13 protein-coding genes and 2 tRNA genes are annotated in these 19091 nt (G+C 46.3%); 9 read left to right on the forward strand and 6 right to left on the reverse strand.

From position 1 onward, the window contains the following. Positions 1-4: 4 nt before the first annotated feature. Positions 5-436: a GNAT family N-acetyltransferase gene (locus H8S84_RS07930; protein WP_187066799.1), complete on the reverse strand. Its 432-nt coding sequence runs from the start codon at positions 434-436 to the stop codon at positions 5-7. A gap of 166 nt (positions 437-602) precedes the next feature. Between H8S84_RS07930 and H8S84_RS07935 the strand changes: the two genes are divergently transcribed. The 4 genes from H8S84_RS07935 to H8S84_RS07950 all read left to right on the forward strand — a co-directional run bounded on the left by H8S84_RS07935 (position 603) and on the right by H8S84_RS07950 (position 5576). Continuing rightward, entirely contained in the window at positions 603-1100 is a 498-nt protein-coding gene (locus tag H8S84_RS07935) for a YajQ family cyclic di-GMP-binding protein (protein WP_187066800.1), read from the forward strand. A 175-nt stretch (positions 1101-1275) separates the two neighbouring features. Then, positions 1276-2058: a TerC family protein gene (locus H8S84_RS07940; protein WP_187066801.1), complete on the forward strand. Its 783-nt coding sequence runs from the start codon at positions 1276-1278 to the stop codon at positions 2056-2058. A gap of 525 nt (positions 2059-2583) precedes the next feature. Next, entirely contained in the window at positions 2584-4890 is a 2307-nt protein-coding gene (locus H8S84_RS07945; protein WP_187066802.1) for a M20/M25/M40 family metallo-hydrolase, read from the forward strand. A gap of 116 nt (positions 4891-5006) precedes the next feature. Next, positions 5007-5576, forward strand: coding sequence for a DUF4142 domain-containing protein (locus H8S84_RS07950; RefSeq protein ID WP_187066803.1), 570 nt, complete (start codon positions 5007-5009; stop codon positions 5574-5576). 13 nt (positions 5577-5589) lie between these two features. On the opposite strand, the gene H8S84_RS07955 is transcribed toward H8S84_RS07950, so the two are convergent. From H8S84_RS07955 to H8S84_RS07970, 4 genes are all read right to left on the reverse strand, one after another. Next, positions 5590-6255: a hypothetical protein gene (locus H8S84_RS07955; protein WP_187066804.1), complete on the reverse strand. Its 666-nt coding sequence runs from the start codon at positions 6253-6255 to the stop codon at positions 5590-5592. 408 nt (positions 6256-6663) lie between these two features. Continuing rightward, positions 6664-7686 (reverse strand): dipeptidase, encoded by a 1023-nt coding sequence (locus H8S84_RS07960; RefSeq protein ID WP_187066805.1) that lies wholly within the window; start codon positions 7684-7686, stop codon positions 6664-6666. Between the two features lie 232 nt (positions 7687-7918). Further along, positions 7919-10402: an outer membrane beta-barrel family protein gene (locus H8S84_RS07965; protein WP_187066806.1), complete on the reverse strand. Its 2484-nt coding sequence runs from the start codon at positions 10400-10402 to the stop codon at positions 7919-7921. Positions 10403-10696: 294 nt separating this feature from the next. Continuing rightward, positions 10697-11221 (reverse strand): RNA methyltransferase, encoded by a 525-nt coding sequence (locus H8S84_RS07970; RefSeq protein WP_230407108.1) that lies wholly within the window; start codon positions 11219-11221, stop codon positions 10697-10699. Positions 11222-11545: 324 nt separating this feature from the next. Between H8S84_RS07970 and mutS the strand changes: the two genes are divergently transcribed. The 5 genes from mutS (at position 11546) to H8S84_RS07995 (ending at position 17756) form a co-directional block, all read left to right on the forward strand. Further along, positions 11546-14173: a DNA mismatch repair protein MutS gene (gene mutS / locus H8S84_RS07975; protein ID WP_187066808.1), complete on the forward strand. Its 2628-nt coding sequence runs from the start codon at positions 11546-11548 to the stop codon at positions 14171-14173. Positions 14174-14398: 225 nt separating this feature from the next. Continuing rightward, a tRNA-Gly gene (locus tag H8S84_RS07980) sits at positions 14399-14471 on the forward strand. 84 nt (positions 14472-14555) lie between these two features. Further along, a tRNA-Leu gene (locus tag H8S84_RS07985) sits at positions 14556-14639 on the forward strand. A 596-nt stretch (positions 14640-15235) separates the two neighbouring features. Further along, on the forward strand, positions 15236-16276 hold the full coding sequence (locus H8S84_RS07990) for an acyltransferase family protein (protein WP_187066809.1): 1041 nt from the start codon (positions 15236-15238) through the stop codon (positions 16274-16276). A 388-nt stretch (positions 16277-16664) separates the two neighbouring features. Continuing rightward, a complete protein-coding gene (locus H8S84_RS07995) occupies positions 16665-17756 on the forward strand; it encodes an acyltransferase family protein (RefSeq protein WP_187066810.1) in 1092 nt (363 codons plus the stop codon). Positions 17757-17763: 7 nt separating this feature from the next. Here the strand turns inward: H8S84_RS07995 and rodA are convergent, their stop codons facing one another. Next, complete coding sequence (gene rodA, locus H8S84_RS08000; RefSeq protein ID WP_187066811.1) at positions 17764-19089, reverse strand: rod shape-determining protein RodA; 1326 nt, start codon at positions 19087-19089, stop codon at positions 17764-17766. Between the last annotated feature and the right edge of the window lie 2 nt (positions 19090-19091).

A 19091-nucleotide genomic window follows, 5' to 3' on the forward strand; every position in this document is an offset into this window, starting at 1 on the left:
TCTGTTAGAGCTGCCTGGCCATACGGTAATGTTGGATGGTGCCAAACAGCAGGTGCGATTTCTCTTCTATTTCATACCCGTTGCGGCGGTAAAAGTTTACAGCATTTTCGCGGGCCTGCAGCATCATGCGGGTGGCACCCAACTGCCGGGCGCGCTCTTCCTGGTAGTGCAGTAACTGGTCGCCGAGTTTCTTGCCTTGCATATCCTGGCGTATACCCATAAACCGGATCTGCGCCTCTTCCGGCGTAGCCAGGTGCATGCGGCAAACACCCACAGCCTCGCCGGCATCATCCAGCAGCATGGCATGTATGGCGGTGTTGTCGTCTTCTGCGTGTTCGCTACCTTCTGGTTGCCCCCAGGGCTCACGCAGTGTTTGGTAGCGCAGGCGGTAATATTGCTCAAACTGTTCCGGGGTGGTAGGCTCTATTATCTGCATAAGTTTATTCTTTGATTGTTTCACGGCTGAAGTGCCGAAAGAAATAAGGGTTGAATTACAAATTCCTAATTCGGAACTTGTAATTCGTAATTCGTAACTCCAATATGATAACTTTGTCGGCTCAATATAGGTAAAATCAATTCTTAAAGTATAAGGCTAAAAAACTATGGCATCTTTTGATATTGTAAGCAAAGTAGACCCGCAAATTATGGACAACGCCATTAACGTTGCCCGCAAAGAAATTATGAACCGTTACGACTTCCGCGACACCAAAGGCTCGCTGGAGTACGACAAGAAGAACAACATGGTAAACATTTCCATGGAGAACGAAATGCGCGTGCAACACACAGAAGATGTGCTGATAGGCAAAATGGTGAAGCAGGGGCTGGATGCCACAGCGCTGGATTTCTCGAAAGAGGCTTACCAGAGCGGTGCCATGGTAAAGAAAGATATTAAGGTAAAGGCCGGTATCGAGAAAGACACCTCTAAGAAGATCATGAAGATCATCAAAGACAGCAAGCTGAAAGTGTCGGCGGCAATGATGGACGAGACCATTCGCGTTACCGGCAAAAAAATAGACGACCTGCAGCAGGTAATCGCTGTGTTACGCAGCAACAGCGAAGAAATAGGCATGCCGCTGCAGTACGTGAACATGAAAAGCTAGTTTTATCTGCTGATTGTTGAAATGTTTGATTGTTGAGGCGCCTTATTACTGCAGCGCAGCACGCCTGAGAAAATCCTTGGATTAAGGAAAAACAATTTAGCAGGTATTTTTGTAGAAAATCTGACAAGATTAAAACATAACAACAAGCAGCAACTAACAATTAATAATAGAAACTATGGAAATATTTGCGAATCCGGATACCTGGATAAGCTTGCTCACACTAACTTTTATGGAGGTGGTGTTGGGTATAGATAACATTGTATTTATCTCGATTATTGTAAGCAGGTTGCCGAAGGAGCAGCAGGCAAAAGGACGTAACATTGGTTTAATGCTTGCACTCGTATTTCGTGTTATCCTGTTGATGTTTATTGCCTGGATCGTAAGCGCCAGCAAACCGATTTTCTCTATCGACCTGCCATTTTCCAATGATGAGTTTGCGGTTTCGTGGCGCGATATCATACTTTTTGCCGGTGGTTTGTTCCTGCTGGCTAAGTCTGTAACTGAGATCCACAATAAGTTGGAAGGGGAGGAAGAAAGCCACGGAGAAGCAAAGGTATATGCCTCTTTAAATAGGGTGCTTATCCAGATTATCCTCATCGACATTGTGTTCTCCTTCGACTCTATACTTACAGCCGTGGGGCTTGCTCAGGAGATTATTGTAATGATTGTTGCTGTGATACTGGCCATGATTATTATGCTGATATTCGCAAAGTATGTAAGTGATTTCGTGAACAAACATCCTACTGTTAAAATGCTGGCACTGGCCTTCCTGCTCCTGATCGGCTTTATGCTGGTAGTAGAGGCGCTGCACCAGCACATCCCGAAAGGCTACATCTACTTTGCCATGTTCTTCTCACTTTTGGTAGAGATGCTAAACATGCGACTTCGTAAGAAGACCACGCCGGTGCACCTTCGCCAGAACGAGGTGATAAACGCAGAGGAAACAGAGATACTGTAATAAATAAAAGCAAGAAAGGGGGCAACATCTGTAAAAGGTGCTGCCCCCTTTTGTTTTATGCCTCTTGCCGTAAAGAACTATTCCTGGCGCCAACATCTAACTGGTGACTTAGGGTGCGTGAGAGTTTAATAACTCGCTTTTCCGAAGTGCCGGGTCCAACCACCCCTACTAACCCCTCCTTAACCAAGGAGGGGAATTTATACTTACATCTCCTCATGTCTTTCCAAAAGGGTGTTATATCTCTTTTGTCATCCTGAAAGGATCTTGTATGAAGTAAGGTTAAGCAAAACCACAGCGCTTGTAGTTCAACTTTCATAACCTGAGCATTTCCTGTGTTGCATCAGTCGTTAGTAAAGCAGGGTTTATCCACGCCTTACGTGCACCAAAGTATGAAGTGAAAATATAGGAAAATTAGACTGAGGATTAGATCCGAGCAGAACGCGAGAAATATACAGCAACTGATCACTTGCTACATTTTAATCCAGAAAAATCGCTACATTCGAAAAGAGATATATACCCTATACCATGCAATACCGTCACCGCTCCTACGCTGTATTCATACTGCTGGCCTTAACAGGTCTTGCGCTGCTTAGCTTATACTTGCTACAGCCTCCGGCATCTAAACCGGCAAATGCGCCTGTCGATGAGTTCTCAGCTGAGCGGGCTATGCGGCATGTAGTGGAGATAGCAGAGGAGCCACATGCTATGGGCACAGCGGCGCATGCTGAGGTAAGGACTTATCTGCTGGAGCAAATGCAGGAGTTGGGGCTAAACCCGCAGGTGCAGGAAACAACAGCAGCAAACGAGTATGCCGTAGGCTATGTGTATAACCTGTTGGGCAGATTGGAGGGCCGTGGCAATACGGGTAAAAGCATACTTGTGATGGCGCACTACGACTCGCAACCCAATGCACGCGGAGCGGGTGACGATGGCGCAGGTGTGGCTGCCATACTTGAAACGGTGCGGGCTCTGAAACAAACTAAACGGCTGGAGCACGACTTGATCGTGCTGTTTACCGATGGAGAAGAGTATGGTTTATACGGAGCAAAGGCTTTTCTGAAACACCCGTGGGCAAAGGACGTGGAGCTAGTGCTTAACTTAGAGGGCCGCGGCTCGCAAGGCCCAAGTATGACCTTTGAGTTGAGTCCGGAGAATGGTTGGGTAGCTGAACAATACATTGAGCACGCCCCTTATCCGTTCCTGAGTTCGCTGGCATACGAAATCTACAAGCGCATGCCCAACGATACCGACTTTACAGTATTCAAAAATGCCGGCTACAGCGGCCTGAACTCCGCGTTTATAGATGGCTTTGTACACTACCATAAAGCAACCGATTCGCCTGAAAACCTTAGCCTGAATACGGTGCAGCAGCACGGGAGTAACCTGCTGGCGCTGCTGCAGCATTTCGGAAACACCTCGCTTGAGAAAACCAAAGCACCCGATATCGTTTTCTTTAATGCCATAAACGGCTGGGTGATCAGCTATCCACAGTGGATGAGCATATTCTGGGTAGTGCTTGCTGCCTTATTGCTAATTGCTGTTTTTGTTTTGGGCGTTCGCAAGGGCGCTTTTACTATAGCTCAGTCACTTATCAGCTTTGTAGTTTTCCTGGTGCTGCTGATAATCGTGGCCGGCATATCTGTGCCGGTTAATAGCCTGGTGCTGGACCTCCTGCCGCTTACGCACCGCATGAACGGCGTGTATAGTGCCAATGGCTTTTTTGTGGCTTACCTGTTGCTGGCGCTGGGCCTGTTTCTGCTGCTGAGTTGGCTGGCGCTGCGCTGGCTGCAACTGCTGGCTATGGTAATGGGTGTGTTCATACTTCAGTTTATACTTGTTGCGGCACTGTACCTCACCATCCCGAGTGCTACGTACCTGCTCGTGTTTCCGCTGCTGTTTAGCCTGGTAGGGCTACTGGTTATACTTGCAAAAGACCTGCACGAGGTGCCTGAGATAAACCTGACAGTTGTAGTCATACTGGTGCTCGCTGCTATACCAGCCATTTTTATACTTATGCCCATCGTGCATGTGGTTTTTGTAGCATTCAGCCTGCAGTTGCCGATAGGTTCACTGGCTTTGTTTGTGTTGCTGCTGGGTTTCCTGCTGCCTTTGCTGCACCTGGTAGAGCACAGTTTCAGGTGGAGGCGCTGGCCGTTGTTGCCCTTGCTGCTTCTATTGGCCGGTACTGTAGTACTTATACTTGCCCTGCAAAACGAGAAGCCTTCGGCAAAACAGCCGCTGCACAGCCATGTGAGTTATTATGTAGATACGGACAGCAGCAAAGCGTATTGGGCATCATACTATCAGAACACCGACGACTGGAACAGGCAGTTTTTCCAGAATGCGAAGCAGGAGCCGCTTAAAGAGATCTACCCGCATGCCTCGTTGAACTATCTTAAAAGCGAAGCCGAAACCTTTCCGGTAGCAGCACCTGTGGCAGCAGTAGTAACCGATTCTGTTACCGGCGGCGAACGTCTGCTGCGCCTGCGGCTTGCCTCGCAGCGTGGAGCAGCCCACATGGAAATCGTTCTGAAACCAGAAAACCCGGAAGACATCAAAAGTATAAAACTAGCCGGCGAAGCCCTGCAACTAACTCCTGTAGATGCACAGGGCGGCAAAGTATACTATGCCCTGATGCACGGCCTGCCGCAAAGCAAAGAAGTGCAACTGGAGGTACGGTTAGAGGAAAATGCACCGCTTACCTTGTACCTCTACGACCAGTCGATAGGCTTGCCGGAGCAACTGGTAAAAGAGCCAAAGCCAGCACACGTAATTGCCGAGCAGGGGCGAAACAGCAACCTGACGGTGATGCGCAAAAGCTATACTTTTTAGCTGTGTTGCAGGCTATAAAGGTAAGGCTGTATTTTTAGAGGAATCTGCTTTTAGGTAGTATCTATAAACCGGAACGGTAAGTATAGGTAGGTAAAACTTACACTTGTACTTACTTCATGTTTATAGATAAATTACTCTCATTGGCCGTTGGCTTGTTGTTTTTATTGGTGCTGTCCTGCGATGGCCCCTCAAGTAAATCAGGAAATGAAATAAATGCCCTTGCCTCTGAGCCAACACTTGCTGATGACGCCGTTTTCTGGGACTATGCTGCCAGCAGCAACCTGCTGCAGGCCGAGATCGGGCAATTGGCAAAAGAAAAAAGCACCGCACCTCCCATTAAGTTACTGGCCGAAGAAGCTGTGCAGTTCCATATCAGTGCCCTACAGGAGCTAAGGAAATTGTCTAAGAAACATGCATCGGTGCAATTGCCTGATAGCCTGGCCACCGCCGATAGTGATTTGGTAAAGGAACTTGAGCAATTGGAAGGGGAGGAGTTTGATACACGCTACCGCGCCTTCATCAACAGTACGCACCAAACGCAGCTTACTCGCTACGAAGAAGCGCTGCAGAAAACTGAGGTGCCGGAGCTGCGTAACTGGCTGCGCAACATGCTTGCACATTTGCACGAAGAACTGCAGCAGCACAGCCTGCTGGATAGTCTGCCCGCTGGTGAGACTGTAGAGTAAAAAATTATACTTGTTAGATATCGTTTCTCCAGAGCTCGGAGGCTTTGCGTGCCATTCTAAAGAACAGGTCGCGCTCCAGGCCTGCCACCTGGCGGGCTTCGCAGTCAGAGTAGCCGTTTTCGATGGCGTTCAGGTAGTCGTAGTATAGTTGGGCCATCTCCAGCGAATCGTCTTCAAAGCACTCTGCCAATTCTTCCTGTGAGGCTTTTTTAGGCTCAAACACTTTAGATGGGTACAGCTTGTCTAATTGGTAAATGAGGTAGCGCTGCTGCGTCTTGTTCTGGCGACTGTTAAAGAACTGCTCGATATCCATCTCGTCTTCGTCCTCAAAATCCTCGAAGTCATCTTCCACAGCCATCGGCTCATATACAATAATGTCGTGGCCGGTTAGCTCGAGGTACTCATCAAACTGCTCTTTTATCGGGATAATAGTAGGTGTGTCGTAAGGCTTGTTCAAAACATCGGCCATGTGCAGGGCAATCTCCTTGCCTTTGTCGCCGGCGGCGATCAGCATCTGGTTAAACTGCGTGAAATCGCAGCCCATGTAGATAAATTTGTACTCGTCATCCAGCACAGTAAAGCACCACAGCGTGATAAACTCCGTGTCGTCTATCACAACGGTGTCGATGTACAATTCATTAATCTGTACGTAAATCGGCGAATATTCCTGTGCGTCCATAGGCTGGCCCTTATTGAGTACAACGTCTGTTAAGCTGCCTGTACGTGTTTGTACAGGTATGGTTAGTGCGTATACGGAGAATAAATCCTTATGGCGATTTTTCTATATATAATTTGGGCTACTGCTACAACAGTGGGGCTTGAGTGCAAATACTACAAGAATAAAATTCAACTATAATCTCTCTACACTATCCAACTTATATAGATTAACCATATAGCTATGTATTTTATTGTACTCTTTACAGATAGTTTGGTTTCCTGTAAAGGGATGTTTGGTGCAAATTCGGTAGATTTTGCTGAGTGCGATGGAGTATATTTTTAGTGAAGAGGCGAATTTATACCTTAAAAGTACAGGAAGAGCAGCTGAAGGTAAATCAGTGCCGACAAAGGTTAAGCCGAGCTATTGCTTCTACTTAATCTGCCAGATGCGCTCTATAAACTGCTGCGCGTTGCGATAAGCCAGCTTCGCCAGCTGCTCCTGTGGTAAGGTGTTTTTTAGCCTGTCAAGTATAAAGTTGTAGCTGGTGCCTGCCTGCTCGTGCTCTTTGTAGTAAAACGGAAAGCGTGCTGGGTCTGGGTGATCGGCAAAATAGAAGTAGTCGGCCCCAAAGCATATGGCATCCTGCGCCCCTTTATCAAGACCATACAGGATGTGGTTGATCAGGAATTCGGGGTCTTCGGTGTTCAGGAAAGCGCGAAGAAAATTCATGCCAATCAGCCCGTTTCTTCGGATTACCTCCTGCACCAGTTCGTCAGGCAGGTTCCTGCGCTGGTCCCACACCGCCCTGAAGTTGGAGTGACTGGCAATTACAGGCACATCCAGCCGCTCTTTGTCAATATGAGTAAGGATGTCAAAGGCAAGGGCATCGCTGGTATGGGCCAGGTCTATGGCAATCTGGCGGCCGTGCATGTAGTCTATCAGCATTTGGCCGTCGCGGGTAATGCCTTTGTCGGAGAAATTGCCGCCGCCAAAACGGTTTGCATCGTTGTGCGTCATGCTGATGTAGAGTATGCGTCCGCAGGCCTCGATGATCTTCTCCAGCTTTTTGAAGCCCTCCTCCAGTGGCTCGTTCTCCTCGCAAAAGCCAGAGGCGTTCTCTACGGCCGCCACCATGCCGATGCTGCCGGGCTCCTGTATGACCTGTTGCAGCTGTTCTGGTGTTGTGATGTTGTGCAGGTTATTTGTAGGGTCTCGGGCCAGTAGTTCGAACATGTCGCGCTGCAGGGCTGCATACCCGGTGCTGCCGGGTGCCGTAGCCGAGTAAATAGCCATTACCTGTAACTTAACATTCCCCTCGGTTAAAGCTGGCAGTGCACAGCCAATCTCCAGCACGTTGTCAATCCTGGAGCCGGGCACATCGGTTAAGTATACCAGCAGGTCACAATGCAGATCGATGATGGGGTAACGCTGAGAAATGGCTTGTTGGGTCATGGCGAAGTATAAGCGGTGTATAGGTGCAACAGCAAGTACGGTAATTTAAGCAATTGCTTTATACTTTGTAAGCTTATATGTGGTTGGAGTGATTTTGTAAAATGTGTCATCAGTTTGAAGAAGAGACTGGAATGAAACACTTATGAATTGGTCTGAAATCTTCTGCAGATGTTTGCATAAAAAAGGAGCCAGGCAAGTTGCCCGACTCCTTTAAATAGAAAACAGGAAAGTATTAAAATTCGTCTTCATCCATGCCGCCACCTTCGTTGTTGCGCTCACGGCGGTTGCGGTTGTTGTCGTCGCTGTTCAGGCGGTAAGTAAAGCCCAGGTAAATAATACGGCTCTGGCGGCGGTTCTCAGACTCTGTTCTAAAACCAGGACCAAAGCTCAGGAAGTTATATTGGCGGGTGTTAAACACATCTGATATACGCAAGGAGACCGTAGCGTTTTTCTTCAGCACATCCTTCTTCATAGCCAGGTCGGTACTGAACATCTGCTCCATCCGCCCCTGGATATCGGCTGTAGGGGCGCGGTAGAAGCCAGAAATCTGAATATCCAGGTCTTCCCAAACAGTCACGGTAGAGGTAAGTTTAGAGTTCCAGCTGAACTGGGCATTGCTCAATTCTGTGTCGCCTTGTGTGGTACTTAGCTGCGTTCTGAAAGCTGATGCGCTGCCGTTCAGGCTCCACCACTTCGTAGCCGGATAATTAAAGCCAAGCTCTGCACCGTAGGATCTGTTGTCTGAGATATTTAGGAAGGTTGTTTCGTTGGCAGGTACAGCTTCCCCGTCTACAATAATTTCAACCGGTCTTCTGAAGCGCTCAATTTCATCCAAAGTATGGCGATAGAACAGTGTTGCGTTTATAGAGGCAGTGCCCCAGTACCGCAGGTACCCCAGCTCCAGCGAGTTCACAAATTCCGGCTTTAGGTTCGGGTTGCCAAAACGGGTGTTAAACCTGTCTGATCTATCAACAAAAGGGTTCAGGAAACGGCTGCGCGGCCTGTTAATGCGGCGGCTGTAGCTGAACTGCAGTTTATTATCCGGGTTAAAATCCTTGGTTACAAACACTGTCGGGAAGAGGCTGAAGTAGCTGTTGTCGTTCTTAATGTTCTGCGTGCGTTGATCTGATTTGGTTACTGTTTGCTCTGCCCGCACGCCCACCTGATAGCTGATGGATTTATACTTGTTGCTGTAGTTGCTGTACAGCGAGTAGATGTATTGGTCAAACACAAAGTGGTTGCTCTGGTTGCTGTTGTACTCCAGTTGTCCGGATTCATTGTTTTGGTCAAAGAAGCGGGAGTCCTCGTCGAGGCGCTCAAAAGAACTTCTGAAACCGGCTTCAAAGCGGCTGTCTTCTGAAATGGGATGTACGTAGTCTGCCTTTGCTATTACTTCTCTGTTGGCATCATCAACCAGCGTTTGTTGCACCTCTGCAAATTGCCCGGCCAGGCCGCCTGTCTCTCTAAAGTTGCTGATCTCATCGTCTACGTTGGTGTTGTAAACCACATCTGCCGTTAGCTCCTGGCCCTTCTTTTCGAAGGTCTGTCGATAGCCCAGGGTAATGTCCATGGCTTTTTCATCTTCTACTTCGTCGGTGCTGCGGGTGCTGGTGCTGGTTAGCAGGCGGTCCTCATCTAGAAAGCGGTAAAATATACTGCTGTTGCCGGTGTCTTTGCCAAACCGGTAAACACCTGATGCCGAAAGCGTGTGCTTAGGTGTTAGGTAATAATCAGCTCCAAAACGGAAGTTGTGAGAAATGTCTTTGCTGTCGCGCTCCCCGTCTTGTATGCGGAAACTGGTGCTGTCTAACAAGCCTGTTTCTCTGTCGTAGTAGAAGTTCTCTGTAAAGCTGTCGCTGAAGCCAGGGCGGGTGCGTTGCCTGAAATCATAACCCGTGTTAAGCGACCATTTGTTATACCTGTAGTTCAGGAAAAGCGACGTATTGTAGTTGTCGTAAGTACCGGCCGTTACCGAGGCGTTGCCGTTAAAGCCGGGTTTTCTTTCCTTTTTAAGTACCAGGTTAATGATGCCCGATGTACCCTCCGGGTTATACTTTGACGATGGGTTGGTGATCAGTTCTATACTTTCGATCAGGTTGGCCGGTATCTGGTCCAGCGTCAGGTTGGAGAGGGCAGAGCGCTTACCGTCTATAAGTATAGTTACGTTGGAGCTGCCGCGCATACTCACGTTGCCATCAATATCAACGGTAACAGAAGGTAGGTTCTGCATCACCTCGGCTACTGAACCGCTTTCTGCGTTGATGTCCTGGCTCACATTTACCACCCGCTTGTCAAGTTCGAAATCCACCAGCTGCTTCTCGGCCACTACTTCTACCTCTGCCAGTTTGGTAGAGGCTGCGCTAAGTGTAATGTTGCCCAGCTTTGTCTCCGGCTGCTGCGCGTTTATGTTAATGTTAGGAATATACTTTGTTGGATAACCCACCATAGAAGCACGAAGTATAAACCTGCCGTTAGGAATACGCTCCAATATAAATACGCCCTCAATATCGGTGGTGGCGCCTGTTACCAGGCTGGAGTCTTTTGCAGTAAGCAGTACTACATTCGCAAAGCCTATAGGCTTTTTAGTGTCAGCCTCGATTAGTTTTCCGCTTACTTTTCCGCGGGTAGTGCTGGAAAGTACCTGTTGTGCAGAAAGTGGAGGCGCAGTTATTAAGGTAATGACAAAGAGTACTATCGGTAATAAGTATTTATTCATAGTTAAGTAGGTCGCTTAAAATTGATTCGCCAATAGCGGTTTAAACATTGATTTGTAGCAGCTAAGGCTTTTAAAAAGCCTCCAGTATACAAGTGTTTTTGCAAATGGCTTATATACAGGACTATAAAAAGTCGGCAGGGTTTAACGCTGTGGAAAACTCATCTGTTGTTCCGCCATAGCAGCTATGACAGCAACAGGTAGTAGCTGTACTTGTTTAGAAGGGGCAAGTGTAACCGGCAGTTGCTGTTAGCACCAAACCGGTTATACTGATTTATACTTTATTAATGGCATTTGTTAGGCCTGCTGGGCCAGGGTTTTACTCAGGAAATCCCATACTACCACGCCGGTAGCCACTGAGATGTTAAGCGAATGCTTCGTGCCAAACTGGGGTATCTCCAGCACCACATCAGAAATGCTTACTACCTCCTGCTCCACACCAAACACTTCGTTGCCCAGCACAAAAGCGTAATGCTGCCCCGGCTCCGGGTTAAAGTCGTTTAACATGGTGCTGTTCTCGGCCTGCTCTACTGAGCAAACTTTATAGCCATCGGCCTGCAGGCGCTTTATCAGCTCTAAAGTATCCGGTACATGCTCCCACTCCACAGACTCTGTTGCTCCCAAGGCAGTTTTTTCAATATCGCGGTGGGGTGGAGTGCCGGTAATGCCGCAGAGGTACACTTTCTCGGCCATAAAGGCATCGGCGGTACGAAACACTGATCCTACATTATTCAGGCTACGAACATTGTCTAGCACCAAGACTAACGGTATTTTTTTCTTATTTTTGAATTCTTCAACCGAGTCGCGATTGAGGTCATCCATCGAAAGTTTGCGCATTTTTTCAGGACAAAAGTTGTTTTGACAAAAGACATTTGCCGGCTATCTCACAAAGGTCAGGCTGATTTTGGCAAAAGCCAAATAGATTACTGATTCTTGATAGTTAAATGGCTAACTTGATAGATGCTCAGTTCAGGTAAGGTCTTCCGGGTTTGCTCCGAAACGCTTTTGGATAGGCGATCTGGAAGTATAATTGCAGCGGACGGGAAGTACAAAGAGCAGTATAGTATAAATTCCATTTTAGGAAGGTTAGGGATGGGTAAACCATTCTTAATTCATAATTCAGAATTCATAATTAGTACATACAGTATGAAAGGAGAAGGCACAGTAACCCCTTTGATGAAGCAGTACAACGCTATCAAGGCGAAACATCCGGGGGCGCTACTGCTATTTAGAGTAGGCGATTTTTACGAAACCTTTGGCGAAGACGCTATTAAGGCCAGTAAGATCTTAGACATCGTACTGACAAAACGCGGAGCTGGCTCTACATCAGAAACAGCGCTGGCCGGTTTCCCGCATCACTCCCTCGACACATACCTGCCCAAGCTGGTACGAGCCGGTGAGCGCGTGGCCATCTGCGACCAGTTAGAAGACCCGAAAACGGTAAAAGGCATTGTAAAGCGCGGCGTTACAGAGCTGGTAACACCGGGTGTGTCTTTCAACGATCAAGTGCTGGAGCGCCGCAGCAACAACTATTTGGCGGCAGTGCACTTCGGCAAAACCGAAACAGGGGTGTCTTTCCTGGATGTTTCTACAGGTGAGTTTATTACGGCGCAGGGCGATAAAAACTACATTGGCAAACTGCTGCAAAGTCTGGCCCCATCTGAAGTGCTATTCTGTAAGCGCGAGAAAGAAACCTTTACCGAAAGCTACGGTCCCGACTTCAGATACTATGCGCTTGATGAGTGGGTGTTTAAGTATGATTACGCCTATGATAATCTTACCCGCCAGTTTGGTACTGCCTCGCTAAAGGGGTTTGGCATTGAAGGTATGGCCGAGGGCATTATCTCGGCAGGAGCCATACTTCATTACCTTGCCGAAACGCACCATAACGAGATCAGCCACATTTCCACTATTTCCAGATTAGAGGAGGACAAATATGTTTGGCTGGATCGGTTTACGGTGCGCAACCTGGAGCTGATCTTTCCGCAGCACCAGGAGGGTGTACCGCTGATACAGGTGCTGGACCAGACGGTAACACCAATGGGTGCCCGCCTGCTGAAGAAGTGGGTTGTGCTGCCGCTGAAGGATGTAGCACAGATTCGTCGCCGACTGGATACGGTAGAAGCGCTTACCAAGCACCAGGACCTGCTGCAGGAGCTAACGCAGCACCTGAAGCAGATAAACGACCTGGAGCGCCTGATCTCGAAAGTGGCGGTGCGCAGAGTTAACCCTCGCGAGCTGGTACAGCTATCCAAAGCCCTGGATGCTATTGTGCCGATTCAAAAAGCGCTGGCTTTAAGTGATATTCCAGCATTACAGAAATTGGCTGTTCAACTGGCACCCTGCGATGGCCTGCGCGAAGAGATAAAGAACGTGCTGAAGCCGGAGCCGCCGATGCTGACCAATCAGGGCAACATGATCAACGATGGCGTTCATGCAGAGCTGGATGAATTGCGTGCTATTGCCTTCTCTGGTAAAGATTACTTGGCGCAGGTGCAGCAGCGTGAAATCAAGAATACAGGCATCAGCTCACTCAAAATTGCCTATAATAAAGTATTCGGTTACTACCTGGAGGTAAGTAATGCTCACAAAGACAAAGTGCCTGCCTCCTGGATACGCAAGCAGACATTGGTAAATGCGGAACGTTACATTACCGAAGAGCTGAAAACTTATGAAGAGAAGATTCTTAATGCAGAAGACCGCATCTATAGTATAGAGTTTGGCCTGTATAATGAGCTGGTGCTGCACGCGCTGGATTACGTGGCGCAGGTACAGCAAAATGCCAAAGTAATCGGCGTAATCGACTGCCTGAGCTCTTTTGCCAGTATAGCCCTGGCCAGTAATTACGTGAAGCCGGATGTAAGTGACAGTCATGTGCTTGACATTAAGAAAGGTCGGCACCCGGTTATCGAGAAGCAGTTGCCGCTAGGGGAGGCATACGTACCTAACGATATTTTCCTGGATAACGAAGAGCAGCAGGTGATCATCATTACCGGTCCGAACATGGCCGGTAAAAGTGCCTTGCTGCGCCAGACGGCTCTTATCGTGCTGATGGCACAGATAGGATGTTTTGTGCCTGCCGAGGCGGCAAGTATAGGCATCATCGATAAGATCTTTACCCGCGTGGGTGCGTCGGACAACCTGTCTAAAGGTGAATCTACGTTTATGGTGGAGATGACGGAAACGGCAAGTATACTGAACAACCTCTCGGATCGTAGCCTGGTGCTGATGGATGAGATTGGCCGTGGCACGAGTACCTACGATGGTATCTCCATTGCCTGGGCTATTGTAGAACACCTGCACAATCATCCGAAGTTTAAGGCTAAAACGCTTTTTGCCACGCACTACCACGAGCTTAACCAACTGGCCGAAGATTTTCCGAGAGTAAAGAACTACAATGTTTCTGTAAGAGAAGCAGGAGGGAAGATATTGTTTATGCGTAAACTGGTGGCAGGCGGAAGCGAGCACAGCTTTGGTATACACGTAGCCCAAATGGCCGGTATGCCAAACAGCGTGGTACTGCGCGCCGATGAGATCATGCACCACCTGGAGAAGGAGAAAGTATCGGAGCACGCACCGAAGCAACGCATGAAAACCGCTCCAAAAAACAACTTTCAGTTAAGTATGTTCGAGCCAAGCAATCCGCAGCTAGAGCGTGCTAAAGAACTGATAGAGCAGCTGGATATTAATACGATTACGCCGGTAGAGGCATTGCTGAAGTTGAATGAGTTAAAGCTGTTGATGCAGGATAAGGCGCAGGAGGCGTTTAGATAGATTTTTTAGTATAGGCTGTAGGTAGTATGTTTATACTTCTGATGTCTTCTCTTACGTTTAAAAGGTGTTGCAGCAGGCAACTCAAGAAATATTTAAAATTTTCTGCCTGAAAATCAGCTGCAAAGCTGAAATTGCTGGAAAAATTTACAGCAGCCTATTGACAAGTCAGATTTTGTCTATATCTTTGCATCACTAAATCACTACGGCGGTTTGGTAATAACAAAAGCGGGAGTAGCTCAGTTGGTAGAGCGCGACCTTGCCAAGGTCGAGGCCGCGGGTTCGAATCCCGTCTCCCGCTCAGCAAAATATCGGCAGAAGACGTTGTCTAAAACAACGTCTTTGTTTTTTGCAAGAACTACTTCGGAAAACGCTCCGGAGGGTTGCCGGGATGGTGGAACTGGTAGACACGCAAGACTTAAAATCTTGTGAGCGCAAGCTCGTGCGGGTTCGATTCCCGCTCCTGGTACTGATTATAATGCATAAAGCGCTGTAGGGAGTAATCTTACAGCGCTTTATTGTTTTATGGTTGACATACTAACAAAAAATTAATATAATATGATATAGTCCTGCTCTGTGATTATATTCAGCTTCTTTTATATCAAAAGTAAATTGTTTAACCCTTTGTTAGGGGCTACCCTTCAATTGTTGTTCTTTTAGCATCTTCTACAATAATTTTTACTTTTTTCTGATTATTTGATAAAACTTTTCTTTACTTAATATTTTATACTGTATTATCCTTTATGGTTTGTAATATATTACTAAAGAGTTTTGAGCCTGTCTGAATAACATATTATGGAATGCGTTCTGTTTTCAGCTGTATAGACAACTCAAATATGCAGTCTGTAAAGGCTACTTACGCATACAATTTTCACTAATTGAATAAAGCTTTCATTATTAACTTTGTAGTGCTTAGGAGCTGACATAGCTTAGTTTTCAATACTATAGAGAATGGTGATGGGTATAGAACTGTGGAAAAGTAAAACTACTATTACTAGTAGAACACTGTTGGGTATTTTTTATTTTTGATACGAAAAATTATGCTAAAATTGATTTTATAATGTAATGAAAGAAGTTGTTCTTGCTGCTCCAATCTCCAATGTGGTACAACTAGGAGATAAAATTAGGAATTACTCTGTAGATGTATTTCGCTTTTTAGGAGCAATAGCGATCGTTGTTTTACATACTATTGATTCGACTGATTTTCCGCCCCTATTTTACCTTTTTTTAAAGATTAGTACCCGATGGGCTGTTCCCTTCTTTTTCCTTATTAGTGGTTACTTTTTTGAGCAAGATTATAGGTCTTATCCTGAAAAAGCTTTGTCTAAGAGACTTAAGAACCTTATAGGTGTCTTCATTAGCGCCACTATCATATATTTTTTCATTAATCTGTACATAGGTTATCCCTTGTCCTCTACCCTCTCTTTATATGCATTAACAGCAGGTAATTATTTTCATTTGTGGTTTATAGGATCTATGATATTTGGGTATCTGACAATGTGGTTTATCTTAGAGCAGCAACTCAAACAGATAACTTTGATATGCATTATTGTATCCTTTGTGTTACTAATATTGGCCACAGGTTCTTATGCAAGTATTCTAGGTTTAAGTGGCTTGGATATAAGATTTGCAAGACACTTGGCCGCTGTTCCTTTTCTTCTTATAGGCTTTCTTTGCGCCAGAAATAAGATAACTGGTACCATATCTTGGCCTGTTGCAGCCTTATTAGCTTTGTTAGGGCTTGGTATTCAAATAGCGGAAACATTTTATCTTCAGATACAATTTGGCCTAGATCCTGTAAGTCACGATATTCTAATAGGGACCTTTTTATTCTCTTTCTCCATATTTTGCTTGTCAATGGCAATCATTAAAATTAAAGATAATATATTAACAAGGTGGGGGAGGAATTATTCCCTTTTGATTTACTTATATCATCCGATTTTAATTGGTAGCAGACACACGAATCTCCACTTTTTTATTGGCGATTATTCTCTAGGGTGGATGAGACCAATAGGAATATTTTCTTTATGTTTACTCCTTATAATAATGATACATAGGTTTTTGCCTTTATTTTTCCGCTTTGCTAATGGAACAGTTTGGAAGTGATATATTAGTAAAATTGCAGCAGCAATTCCTTTTTTCTCTAGGCCAACCGTTTGTACTCAAGTTTTCTCCTTGCCTATTAATTTATATGTAGATAATGCTTAGGGCTTAGTTAGAAAGCCTTCTAATTAGGTGTTATTTCTAATGGTGTAGGATATGTCGCAGTTCTAAAACCTCAACTAAAGAATCAGTTATACTAGCTCTTCCTATTTTGTGTTTTTTCATCTCTTTAAGCCGCAGGTGCTTCATAATTAAATACCCCGGAATAGTAACAAATTTACCCATACTGGGTATACCCTTTTATCTCACAAGCAGAACTTAAAGTTTAGCTTATCGGCAGCAGGGCTTACCGGCCCTCATGGTGCTGCCATTTTAAGATGTTACATTTATTATGAGAATAAAAGAACTCGACGCCCTTCGCGGCCTGGCCGCTTTTGCTGTCTTCCTTTTCCATTTCCAGTTGTTCGATTACGGTTACTTGGGAGTTCACCTGTTTTTCATTATTTCAGGCTTTGTTATTTTTCTTACCGCCAAAAGCGTTAAAAACCCATCCGATTTCGTAATTGCCCGCTTCTCTAGGTTATATCCAACTTACTGGGTGTGCCTGTTTCTTACATTTGCGGTTTTATACGTTGGGAGAGGAGATGTAACTTTTAAGCAGCTTGCTTACAACCTAACCATGTTCCAAGCTTTTCTGGGCGAGAAGAATGTGGATGGTGCCTACTGGAGTTTAACGGAGGAGCTGGTCTTTTATGTGATCGTGTTTGCTGCCCTGATGTTAGGTATGATCCATCGCGTAAAACTATGGGCAGGGGGGATGCTTTTGCTTGGATTAGGTGGCTTATTCCTAAATCCTGAATCGAGCGGGCTTCAAAATAATATAGAGGCGGTGGTTAAGTACTTCAACCTGTTTGTGGCGGGTATTATCTTCTATCATATCTACCTGGATCAGAAGATAAAATTAACACATGCTGCAGGACTTGTACTTTGCCTCGGTATCGCGTTAATGTATGGCTACGGTAGCTACCTGCCTTACTTTAACCATAGTATAGAAATCGCTGTGATCTGCAGTTTCTTTGCCTTGTTTACTTTGTTGGTTTTAGGTAAGCTGGCTTTTCTGCAAAAGTATAAATGGATGCTTTTTATGGGAGAGATCTCATACCCGTTCTACCTGCTGCACCAGGAGATTGGCCTAACATTCCGGAGATTATTTGCAACGGAGAATTTATATGTACATATAGCGTTAGTCGCTGTGATTTTCGTGGGTATTACTTTGCTGGCAACCTTTATTAATCGCAACATAGAGCACAGTACCTCCAGAGCCTTCAAAAAGAAGTTGCAGGCTTGGTACAACGGCAAAACACTGGTGCCAGAGCAGCAGGCTGTGCCGGCTACAGTTGTTGCAACAGAGGAGGTAGAATCAGAGCCTGCTATAGTTGACGGTCTTTCTGTGTCGCAGGCCAATAAAGCATCTGCGCCATAGGCTAGACTTACCTGGTCAGGTCCTTGGCACGGTTTGCGTCCAGTGCAATAAGTATAAACAGCAGGATGGTAAACGACCACAGCGAAGAACCTCCGTAACTAAAGAATGGCAACGGAATACCTACTACAGGCGCTAAACCGATTGTCATGCCTACATTTACCAGGAAGTGGAAGAAGATAATAGAGGCCACGCAGTAGCCGTAGGTGCGCCCAAACACGGTGCGCTGCCGCTCGGCAATGGCAACAATTCTTATTAGCAGAAACACAAAGAGAGCAATTAAAACAGTGCTGCCAATCCATCCGTGCTCTTCTCCGATGGTACAGAAAATAAAGTCAGTGCTTTGCTCCGGCACGAAGTCAAACTTAGTCTGTGTACCCTCCAGAAAGCCTTTGCCCCAGAAACCTCCGGACCCGATCGCGATCTTAGACTGCGTTACGTTCCAACCATAACCTAGTGGGTCTGCCTCAGGGTTAATTAGCGCCTTTATACGGTTTTGCTGGTGCGGTTGCAGGATATTGTTTACAAAGTAGTCCACGCTAAAGATCATGCCCACTACCAGCAAAAACATAGCAATCATTGTTTTAAGACGACGCATTAGACGATAATCTAACCACACAGCCAAACCCATTAGCAGGGCAATACCGATGATCAGGTACAGCTTTGGCACTAAAAGCGTAAGTATAAATATTGCTGCAGCAGAGCCACCGATTATAAGTATAAGCGGCGACATGCCCTCACGGAAGAAAGCAAGTATAAATGCGCCAAACACCAACGCTGATCCCGTTTCGTTCTGAAGGATGATAATTACCGGAGGCAGAAACGTAATGGCTGCAAGCACCATCTGGTCCTTGAACTTTTGCTGGCGCAGATTTACGGTACTCAGGTATTTAGAAACAGCCAGAGCCGTGGCAAACTTGGCTAACTCGGCAGGCTGCAAACGTATGCCACCGCCCAACTCCAACCAAGATCTTGAGCCGGCAATTGGTTTGGCAATAACCAACGTAACGAGTAGCAGGAGTATGATGCCCCCATAAATAGGGTAGGCCAGGTGTTCGTACACTTTATAATCCACCACCAGCAACACGATGATCAGAATCAGTGAAGCTCCGATCCAAACCAGCTGTTTGCCAGAGTTGATATCAAAGCTCATAATGTTTACAATGTTGTCAGGGCTGTATACCGCAGCATAGATGTTCATCCAGCCTAAGGCTACCAGCAGGGAGTATAGTAGTATGGTTACCCAGTCCATGTGGTGGGTAAGCAGCTTGGAAGTACGGTGGCTGCTACGTGTGGCTACTTTATACTTTTGTAATACTTGTGGCTCTGCACCCATGG

Origin of the sequence: Pontibacter cellulosilyticus (genome assembly GCF_014306105.1) — a bacterium.
Taxonomy (GTDB): Bacteria; Bacteroidota; Bacteroidia; order Cytophagales; family Hymenobacteraceae; genus Pontibacter; species Pontibacter cellulosilyticus.

Bases quoted from the DNA above. Each gene is read 5' to 3' on its own strand.
- H8S84_RS07940 (WP_187066801.1), top strand. From the start codon at position 1,276: ATGGAAATATTTGCGAATCCGGATACCTGGATAAGCTTGCTCACACTA.
- H8S84_RS07990 (WP_187066809.1), top strand. From the start codon at position 15,236: ATGAAAGAAGTTGTTCTTGCTGCTCCAATCTCCAATGTGGTACAACTA.
- H8S84_RS07955 (WP_187066804.1), bottom strand. From the start codon at position 6,255: ATGGACGCACAGGAATATTCGCCGATTTACGTACAGATTAATGAATTG.
- H8S84_RS07995 (WP_187066810.1), top strand. From the start codon at position 16,665: ATGAGAATAAAAGAACTCGACGCCCTTCGCGGCCTGGCCGCTTTTGCT.
- mutS (WP_187066808.1), top strand. From the start codon at position 11,546: ATGAAAGGAGAAGGCACAGTAACCCCTTTGATGAAGCAGTACAACGCT.
- H8S84_RS07935 (WP_187066800.1), top strand. From the start codon at position 603: ATGGCATCTTTTGATATTGTAAGCAAAGTAGACCCGCAAATTATGGAC.
- H8S84_RS07960 (WP_187066805.1), bottom strand. From the start codon at position 7,686: ATGACCCAACAAGCCATTTCTCAGCGTTACCCCATCATCGATCTGCAT.
- H8S84_RS07950 (WP_187066803.1), top strand. From the start codon at position 5,007: ATGTTTATAGATAAATTACTCTCATTGGCCGTTGGCTTGTTGTTTTTA.
- H8S84_RS07930 (WP_187066799.1), bottom strand. From the start codon at position 436: ATGCAGATAATAGAGCCTACCACCCCGGAACAGTTTGAGCAATATTAC.
- H8S84_RS07945 (WP_187066802.1), top strand. From the start codon at position 2,584: ATGCAATACCGTCACCGCTCCTACGCTGTATTCATACTGCTGGCCTTA.
- H8S84_RS07965 (WP_187066806.1), bottom strand. From the start codon at position 10,402: ATGAATAAATACTTATTACCGATAGTACTCTTTGTCATTACCTTAATA.
- rodA (WP_187066811.1), bottom strand. From the start codon at position 19,089: ATGGGTGCAGAGCCACAAGTATTACAAAAGTATAAAGTAGCCACACGT.
- H8S84_RS07970 (WP_230407108.1), bottom strand. From the start codon at position 11,221: ATGGATGACCTCAATCGCGACTCGGTTGAAGAATTCAAAAATAAGAAA.